Origin of the sequence: Bradyrhizobium sp. UFLA01-814 (genome assembly GCF_046718885.1) — a bacterium.
Taxonomy (GTDB): domain Bacteria; phylum Pseudomonadota; class Alphaproteobacteria; order Rhizobiales; family Xanthobacteraceae; genus Bradyrhizobium; species Bradyrhizobium elkanii.
Window position 1 is genome coordinate 1 of the sequence record NZ_JAQOSR010000257.1, and the last position, 8,807, is coordinate 8,807.

An 8,807-nucleotide genomic window follows, 5' to 3' on the forward strand; every position below is an offset into this window, starting at 1 on the left:
ATGCCATGATGCGAGACCGAAAGCCGTACCTACAGACCAAACCGACATAACAGTTGCCGGCTTTCGCCGGGACGACGGAATCAAAACGGCCGCTCGATTGGAGCGGCCGTTGTCGTTTCAGCGATCGCGTTTACGCGTAGTTGCTGTCGTCACCGTCGCCGCCGCCACCATCGAAGCCGTCGTCATCATTGTCGAAGTCGTCGGCGTCCTGATCATCGTCACTGTCCCGGTCGGCCTGCGCCTGGTCGAACGCGCCGGCGCGCGAGCCGGAATCACTGTCGCGACCGGACGAACTGACATCGTTGATCCCGGCGTCACGGGCGAGGTCGCTCGACGACTGGTCGCCGCCCCAAGGACGCGAACCGCCCAAGCCACTGGCGTCCGCCAGCGACTGGTGGCTGCCGCCACCCATCATGCCGCGGATGCTGGAGAGCAACAGTCCGCCGCCGACCACGCCGGCTGCGGCCGCCGCTGCGGTGCCGAGGAACGAACCGCCGCCGCCACCGGGAGCGCCACCGCCGAACGCCGGCGGCTGCGGGCCGCCATAGCCCTGGCCGTAGGGTTGCGCGGGCTGGCCGTAAGGCTGGCCATAGCCGCCGCCGGCCTGCTGCATCGCCTGGCCCGAGTTCCAGACCGGGCGGCCGCCCGGATCGCGGCCGCCCATGTCGGGCGCCCGCACCGGCGGCACCGAACCATGCTGCTGGCCCTGTCCGCCGAAGATCGCGTCGCGCATCGAATCGAGGAAACCGCCGCCCTGCTGCTGGGCTCCCTGCTGCTGGCCGACCGCGGCCTCGAGTTCCTGGATCCGGTCATGGGCGCGCTTCAGCGCCTCGTCCTGAACCAGCGCGGTCTGCACCAGCGCGTAGACCGCATTCGGCGCGCTGCGCAGGCCCTGCACGATCGCGGACATGGCCTCGCCGTCGCGCGGGGCATTCTCCAGCTTGGCGAGCCGGTCGAAGAGATCGTCGATCAGTTGGCGTTCTTGCGGTGTCATGGCGTTCTCCATCGCGCCGATCGAATCGGCGCGTCCGGGATGTATGACGGGCTTTGTGGCGCAAGGAGTGGGGGCCAGAATTAAATTTATGTATGCGACAATACGACCGGCGGTTTTTCGTGAACCTTAAAGCGTTTTCGAGCGAAGCCTGCCCCGCACTTGATGCGGGGTAGGGACCGGTTCAGGCCAGTGTAACTTTATTCAGGGCCAGCAGCGCGGGGAAATCGTCGCCTGCCAGATAGGCATGCTCGGTCTCGCGCTGCGTCGTCAGCGGGTCGAGGCTCTTCAGCGTTTCGTCGACGAAACCGGGATGGCACATCACGAGCCCGTCCTCCGGCATGCCCTCGAGGAAGCCCTGCATCAGCGCCGCGAAATCATTGCCGCGCGTAAAATCATAGGCGCCGGCGAAGGCCGGATTGAACCGCAGGCCGGCTCGCTGCGCCTTGATCCGGAACTGCGTGCTGAGCACGTTCAGCACCAGCGCCTTCGGCGCCGCCAGCTGGCGCGCCAGCGGGCCTTCGCGGCCGCACTGCCGCACCCAGGCGCCCGGCGCGCGCTCCTTCACGGCGCGCAGGAAGCCGTCGCGCACCTGCGGGAACAGCTGCGCGTGCTGATGACCGTCGACGAAGTCGGGTGCGCGGCCGAACAGATCATGGAAGGCGTCGAGCTGCGCCAGCACCTCGGCATGGACCAGTTCGGCGTCGAGCCGGTGCATCAGCCCGGCGCGCAGCAGCCGTGGGAAGGGCAGGAACATGTCGCCGTCGAGCGGGCGGAAATGCATCGTCAGCGGCCGGAACGGCGCGGTCAGCGTCACATGCAGCCCGATCGCGCAGCGCGGGCTGTTCGCCACCGACGCCGTGAGCGCGCTGGCCGCGTCGCGGCCGATCGCCGGCGTCACCATCATCACCGACGTCGCGTTGAGGCGCGCGCGCTCGATCAGATCGCGGATCGCGCGGTTGACGCCGTCGCTCAAGCCATAGTCGTCAGCACACAGCCAGATCCGGCGCGGCGTATCGGTGTTCATTCCGCAGCGGTCCGCTCGGAGGCATTTTGCGCCGCGCCGCCGTCGGCGTGCTTCTCGGTGTGCTCGGCGACGAAGTAGATCGGCCGCGCCTTCAGCTCGGAGAGGATCTTGCCGATATATTCGCCGACGATACCGATCATGATCAGCTGCACGCCGCCGATCGTCATCATGCCGATCATCAGCGACGGATAGCCGGGGACCTGCTTGCCGGTGGTCAGCACTTCCCACAGGATCGAGAGGCCGAACAGGAACGCCGCACCGGCGAGCAGCGCGCCGAGCAGGCTGGCAAAGCGCAGCGGCGCCACCGAGAACGAGGTCAGGCCCTCGATCGACAGGCCGATCAGCCGGCCGGCATTGAAGGTGGTGACGCCATGCGCGCGCGGCGCCGGCTCGTAGTCGACGCGGATCTGCCGGAAGCCGATCCAGCTGGCGAGGCCCTTGAAGAAGCGGTTGCGCTCCGGCAATTGCCGCAGGGCTGCGGCCGCGCGCGGCGACAGCAGGCGGAAGTCGCCGGCATCCTCCGGGATCTGCTGCCGGGCGCCCCAGTTGATCAGCGCGTAGAAGCCGCGCACGGCCAGCCGCCGCGCAGCCGATTCATTGTCGCGATGCGCCTTCGCCGTGTAGACCACGTCGTAGCCGTCATCGATCCAGTGTGCGACCAGTTGCTCCACGAGCGTCGGCGGATGCTGGCCGTCGCCATCCATGAACAGCACCGCGCCGCGGCGGGCGTGGTCGAGGCCGGCCATCAGCGCCGCCTCCTTGCCGAAATTGCGCGACAGCGACACCACCTGCAGGTCGAGCCCGTCGGCGGGCAGGCCGCGCGCGATCGTCAGCGTGTTGTCCGCGCTGCCGTCATCGACATAGATCACCTCGCAGGCGAGGCCGTAGCGGGCGCGCAGCGTCCTGGCGAGGCTGACCAGCCGCTCATGCAGCGCCGCAAGCCCGGCCGCCTCGTTGTAGACGGGCACGACGATCGACAGACCCTGCCCGGCGGCGGTCTTGGCGGTCGTGGTCAGGCTGGAAACGTCAGAGCCCAGCATCATCGATCAGGTTCCAGAACTAGAGCGTTTTCGAGCGAAATGGCCTTCCGCCTCGCACGAAGACACCGCGTCAAAACGAGAGATCCCTCGAACACAATATGGTACCGAAGGGTAGCTGTCGCCAACATGAACGGCGTGGCCGCCTCATTGTCGCAGGAACGCCTCGAGCCTGGCGAACAGCGGGTTCTCGCGGTCGAACACATAGTCCAGCGATACCACCGACACGGTTTCGGCGCCGTGCTCGCGCAGGAAGCTGCCGAGCGCGTAGAGCTTGCCCGGTGGGCAGTGCAGCGTAAGCATGCCCGACGAGGTCGGGTCGCCGAACGGGGCGACGACGCCGAAGCGGTTATGCGCCTCGGAGAGCAGCGCATCGTTGCAGCCGGCGAAGCGGGTGCGGACCTCGCGATACTTGCTGGCGCGGGCGCGCGCCGCGATGTGGTCGAGGATCACGCGCGCGGTCTCGCGGGCGCCGGTCGACCAGTCGGCATCCCGCGATGCAACGAGGTTGGCCTGGCTGCGCAGCATGACGCCGTCGTCGAGCACCTTGAGCCCGTTGGCGGTGAGCGTCGCACCTGTCGTCGTGATGTCGACGATCAGCTCGGCGGTGCCGGCGGCGGGCGCGCCCTCGGTGGCGCCGGCGCTTTCGACGATGCGGTAGTCGCCGACGCCGTGCCTGGCAAAGAAGCCGCGCGTCAGATTGATGTATTTGGTCGCCACCCGCATGCGGTGATTGTGCTGTTCGCGGAAGCCGGATGCGACGTCGTCGAGATCGGCCATGGTGCGGACGTCGATCCAGGCCTGCGGCACCGCGACCACGACATTGGCGTAGCCGAAGCCGAGGCCCTCGATCATCAGCACGCGCTTGTCGGCATCGGGAATGCTCTCGCGCACCAGGTCCTCGCCGGTGACGCCGAGATGCACCGAGCCGCGAGCCAGATTGGCCGCGATCTCGCTCGCCGAGAGATAGGCGATCTCGACATTGTCGACGCCGGCGATGGTGCCGCGATAGTCGCGGGCGCCGCCGGCCTTCGACAAGGTCAGCCCGGCGCGGGCGAAGAAGCTTTCGGCGTTTTCCTGCAGCCGCCCCTTTGAGGGAACGGCGACGACAAAGGGCGTGCTCATTGGGCGCCTCCGAAGCAGGTGGCCTCGCCATGCCGGGTCATCGCCTCGATCCAGACCGAGAAGCCGACCGCGGGGATCGGGCTCGCCGAGCCGAGCTGCGTCATCAGCCCGTCATAGCGCCCGCCGGCGACCAGCGGCTCGGCGCCGTTGCCCTTGGCGTGCAGCTCGAACTCGAAGCCGGTGTAGTAGTCGAGGCCGCGGCCGAACGCGGTGGAGAACCGGGTCTTTCGGATGTCGATGCCGCGCGCGGCCATGAAGCCGATCCGGCTCTCGAGCTGGTCGATCGCGCCGGCAAGATTGAGCTTGGCGTCGGAGGCCAGCGCACGCAGCTGCGCGACCGCGTCGTCGGGATCGCCCGCGATCGCCAGGAAGCGCTTGATGGTCGCGACCGCATCGCGCGGCAGCGCGCCGCCCTTCAGCGTCGATTGCTCGAGGAAACGGTCGGCGATCTCGGCGACCGTGCGGCCGCCGACATTGGTGGTGCCGGCGATCGACATCAGATCGGTGACCAGCGCCAGCGCCGCCTTGCGGTCGGAGCCGGCCAGCGCAGCGAGCACGCCCTCATATTCGTTGCGGCCCGGCGCGGTCTTGAGCGTCAGCTGCTCGATGTCGTCGGTCAGCGAGACCTTGCGGTTGAAGTCCTTGATCAGCCGGCGCCGCCACACCGGATAGAGGTCGAGCGCATCGATCAGCGCGTTGAACAGCGCGACGTCGCCGGTGCGGATCTCGACGTCCTTCAACCCGAACGCCGTGGTCGCCTCCAGCGCCAGCGCCAGCATCTCGGCGTCGGCCGCGGCGCGGTCCTGCCGCCCGAACGATTCGATGCCGGCCTGCAGGAACTGGCTCGGCGCACCGCCGCGATAGCGAAACACCGGGCCGAGATAGCTGAAGCCGGCGGGCTGGCCGGCGCGGGCGGAGGCGAGGTAATCGCGCGCCACCGGGATCGTGAGGTCCGGGCGCAGGCAGAGCTCCTCGCCGCCCGGGTCGGTCGTCAGATACAGGCTTTTGCGGATGTCCTCGCCGGAGAGATCGAGGAACGGCTCGGCCGGCTGCAGGATCGCGGGCTCGGACCTCTGATAACCGGCCTGCGCGAACGAGGCCAGCAGCGCATCCGCCCAGACGGCGGATCCGACGGCGGATCGTGGTGCGGCAGCTTCGGTCATCTCGACGTCCAATAGGTCCGGATTCGGTTCCGGCGCGGGTTCCATGGGTGGTGTTTGCGGAGCCCTTAGCACGGTCGGCCCATGCTTTCGACAGGGATCGGCCAAGTGGCTTAATGATTGGGTTCGTTAACGATTTTGCGACGGCTTGGCTAGGGGCAGATGTTCCCCACAACCGGGTGGCCGTAGCCCGGATGAAGCGCAGCGAAATCCGGGGCATCTCGCGCCGCCGACAGGCTTTCCCGGATTGCGCTTCGCTTCATCCGGGCTACGCAGCGCGCCAATCCCCCAGTGCCGCTTGCACCAGTGCCAGCGCCGCGACGGCGGCGGTGTCGGCGCGCAGGATGCGCGGGCCGAGGGCGAGGCGGAGGATGGCGGGCTGGCGCAGCAGCAGCGCGCGCTCTTCCTCGGCGAAGCCGCCTTCCGGGCCGATCAGGACATCGATCCCGGCGTTCGCAGCCGTTGCCGCCTGTAGCGCCCGCACCGGGCTTTCGACCTCGGCGGCCTCGTCGCAGAACACCAGCAGCCGCGCCGGATCGCGCCCCGCCAGGAAACGTTCGAGGGGTACGGGATCGGCGACCTCGGCGAGCGAGATGATCCCGCATTGCTCGGCGGCCTCGACCACATTGGCGCGCATCCGCTCGCTATTGACCCGCGACACCTGGGTGAAGCGTGTCAGCACCGGCACGAGCCGCGCGGCGCCCATCTCGACCGCCTTCTGCACCATGTAGTCGAGGCGCGCATGCTTCAGCGGCGCGAACACATAGCTGACGTCGGGCAGGCGGTCCTGCGCGCGGGTCTGCGCTGATACCGTCAGCATGTCGGCCCGCTTGCGGCCGGAAATCTCCGCGCGCCATTCGCCGTCGCGGCCGTTGAACACCAGCACGCTGTCGCCGGCGTTAAGCCGCAGCACGTTGCCGAGATAGTTGCTCTGATCGCGTGCGAGCGGAACGGTTGCGCCGCCGCCGAGCGGGGCATCGACAAACAGGCGGGGGCTGCGAAAATCGTGTTCAGGCATGTCCGAGGCGGCTTCATTGCGGTGTGGCAAGTTTACCAAACTATGCGACACCGTAGTCCCGCGGACTCGTCAGGAACTCGCCGGCCGGGTAGTAAGGAGGCGTCGATATATTGCTTCAGTCACCAAGTCATTTCTTTAGTCCAAAGGGGCCGCTTGCACGCAGCCCCTTTTGCTTTTCAGTCGCCCGTGCGCGGCATCGGGCCGTTAATCCAAACCGAGGCCTCGCCGAAAATCGCGTTCAGGCAAATTTGATGGTCCGGTTTTACCTCCGTTCGTAGCCTAAAGGTTTAGAATCGGGGAACAATTTAATGTGGCCGGTGTGGCCCTACGCCGCGCTGTCGCCCAAATCGACGGGTTGTTAAGGCCTCACAGGAATCGTAAAACGCCCCCAAAATTCGTTGCTTCGTTTTTGTTGCGCTGGGGTTGCCTGGACCTTTTGCCGGAGAAACACCCTCGATGATCCGCCGACTGATCGTGCTGACCGTTGCCGCGACCGCCCTGTCCGTGGGGCAAGCCGCCGCGCAGAGCGCCTTTCCGGCCCCGTTGCCCAATCAGGCCGGTAAGGCCGGCACCGCGTCCGACCCCGCGTTTCCGCCGGTCAATGGTATGCGTCCAAGCCAGGCCGGAACCGCCTCGGATTCCGCATTCCCGCCGGTCAACGGTGCGCCGGCGGCCAGGGTCGGTGCCACGCCGTCGGCATTTCCGAGCAGTGGCGCGGCCCCCATCGCCGGTGGCGGGGTGTCGTCGCCGCCCCCGCCGGGTGCGGGTGGTGGTGCCGCCGACGCCTGCATGAAGAATTTCACGCCGCTGCGTGAGGATGCGGAGAAGCGCGGCAAGGCGATCAAGGCGGCGAGCGATCGCCACGCCAGCCCCCAGGAGGCCTGCAAGCTGATCGGCAATTACAGCCAGGCCGAGATCAAGATGATCAAATATGTCGACACCAACGCGCAGAAGTGCGGAATTCCGCCGCAGATCGCCGACCAGCTGAAGGCCGGGCACAAGAATACCGAAGCGCTGCTGAAGAAGGTCTGCAATGTCGCGGAGCAGGCGGCGGCGCAGCCGCGTGGGCCTGCGGGGCCGAGCTTGAGCGACGTGCTCGGCTCGTCCGCCTCGCTGCCGGAAGCGACGCCGACCAAGAAGGGCGGCAGCACCTTCGATACGCTGAACGGCAACGTCCTCACCCGTTGATGGATCACCCATGAGCGATGTCTCCACCCGCGTTGCCGATTCCACAGGCAACTGGGTGGATACCCATGCGCCGGTCTGGTCGCGGCCCTATCTGCGGCTTGCGCGCTACGACCGGCCGATCGGCTCCTGGCTGCTGTTGATGCCGTGCTGGTGGTCGGCGGCGCTTGCCGCCGGCGTCGCGCATGACGTGCGCTCGCTGCCGCTCGTGGTCCTGCTGTTCTTCATCGGCGCCTTTGTGATGCGCGGCGCCGGCTGCACCTGGAATGACATCACCGATCGCGATCTCGACGCCAAGGTCGAACGCACGCGGTCGCGGCCGATCCCCGCCGGGCAGGTCACGGTGACGCAGGCGGTGGTCTTCATGGTCCTGCAGGCGCTGATCGGGCTTCTCGTGCTGCTGCAGTTCAACCGCTTCGCGGTGATGACCGGCATCGCCTCGCTTCTGATCGTCGCGATCTACCCGTTCATGAAGCGGATCACCTGGTGGCCGCAGGTCGTGCTCGGCCTCGCCTTCTCCTACGGCGCGCTGATGGGATTTGCGGTGACACTCGCGCGCATCGATCTGGCCGCGATTGCGCTCTATGCCGGATCGATCGCCTGGGTGATCGCCTACGACACCATCTACGCCCATCAGGACGCCGAGGATGATGCGCTGATCGGCGTCAAATCCACCGCGCGCTTGTTCGGTGCCCGCACCCATCGTGCGCTCGTGATCTTCTACGGTCTCGCCGTGCTCTTGATCGGCGTGGCGTTCGCGCTCGCGGGGGCGCGTTGGCCGGCCTGGATTGGGCTAGCGGCGTTCGCGCTGCACCTCGCCTGGCAGGTCCGGCGGCTCGACATCAGCGATGGCGCGCTCTGCCTGCGCATCTTCAAGTCCAACCGCGACGCCGGCTTCATCCTGTTCGCGAGCCTGGTCGTCGACGCGGTGCTGCGCGCGGCGTGATGACTTCGCAGGATGGGTTTCGCTTCGCTCTACCCATCCTACGCAGCTCGAAATGAAGGCGAGAGGTGCGACAAGTCACGCATGCGCGGGTGATGACACCGCGTGGCGTGAGACGATGAATCGAAACCCATCCTCATCGTCGACCCATCCTCATCGTCGTCCTGGCGAAAGCCAGGACCCATTACCCCAAATCACAATTGTTGCGCGACGCTGGGGCCGCGATCCCGTTCATCACCGAATGCGGTGGTTGATGGTGTGGACGGCCCCCTACGGCATCAGTGTGCCAGAATGAGGTTGTCTAGATCTCATACATGGGAG

The 8,807-nt window shown here is 67.1% G+C and carries 8 protein-coding genes; 2 read left to right on the forward strand and 6 right to left on the reverse strand.

Annotated elements, in window-relative coordinates:
* Positions 1-130: 130 nt before the first annotated feature.
* The 6 genes from PMN64_RS40405 to PMN64_RS40430 form a co-directional block, all read right to left on the reverse strand.
* The gene (locus PMN64_RS40405; RefSeq protein WP_411784775.1) at positions 131-994 is read right to left on the reverse strand and encodes a DUF2076 domain-containing protein; all 864 of its coding nucleotides are present in this window, start codon (positions 992-994) and stop codon (positions 131-133) included.
* Positions 995-1,175: 181 nt separating this feature from the next.
* Positions 1,176-2,018: a ChbG/HpnK family deacetylase gene (locus PMN64_RS40410; protein ID WP_411784776.1), complete on the reverse strand. Its 843-nt coding sequence runs from the start codon at positions 2,016-2,018 to the stop codon at positions 1,176-1,178.
* On the reverse strand, positions 2,015-3,061 hold the full coding sequence (locus PMN64_RS40415) for a glycosyltransferase family 2 protein (protein WP_028341088.1): 1,047 nt from the start codon (positions 3,059-3,061) through the stop codon (positions 2,015-2,017). Before PMN64_RS40415 ends, PMN64_RS40410 begins: the two co-directional genes overlap by 4 nt.
* A 141-nt stretch (positions 3,062-3,202) precedes the next feature.
* A complete protein-coding gene (gene hisG / locus PMN64_RS40420; protein WP_411784777.1) occupies positions 3,203-4,180 on the reverse strand; it encodes an ATP phosphoribosyltransferase in 978 nt (325 codons plus the stop codon).
* A complete protein-coding gene (locus PMN64_RS40425; protein WP_411784778.1) occupies positions 4,177-5,343 on the reverse strand; it encodes an ATP phosphoribosyltransferase regulatory subunit in 1,167 nt (388 codons plus the stop codon). Before PMN64_RS40425 ends, hisG begins: the two co-directional genes overlap by 4 nt.
* A gap of 265 nt (positions 5,344-5,608) precedes the next feature.
* Positions 5,609-6,358 (reverse strand): 16S rRNA (uracil(1498)-N(3))-methyltransferase, encoded by a 750-nt coding sequence (locus PMN64_RS40430; RefSeq protein WP_411784779.1) that lies wholly within the window; start codon positions 6,356-6,358, stop codon positions 5,609-5,611.
* 456 nt (positions 6,359-6,814) lie between these two features.
* On the opposite strand from PMN64_RS40430, the gene PMN64_RS40435 reads away from it, so the two are divergent.
* Positions 6,815-7,546 carry a hypothetical protein gene (locus PMN64_RS40435; protein WP_028341084.1) on the forward strand — a complete coding sequence of 244 codons (732 nt, stop codon included), beginning with the start codon at positions 6,815-6,817 and terminating at the stop codon, positions 7,544-7,546.
* A 10-nt stretch (positions 7,547-7,556) separates the two neighbouring features.
* Positions 7,557-8,489, forward strand: a complete 933-nt coding sequence (ubiA, locus tag PMN64_RS40440; protein WP_411784780.1) for a 4-hydroxybenzoate octaprenyltransferase — start codon at positions 7,557-7,559, stop codon at positions 8,487-8,489.
* Positions 8,490-8,807 lie beyond the last annotated feature (318 nt).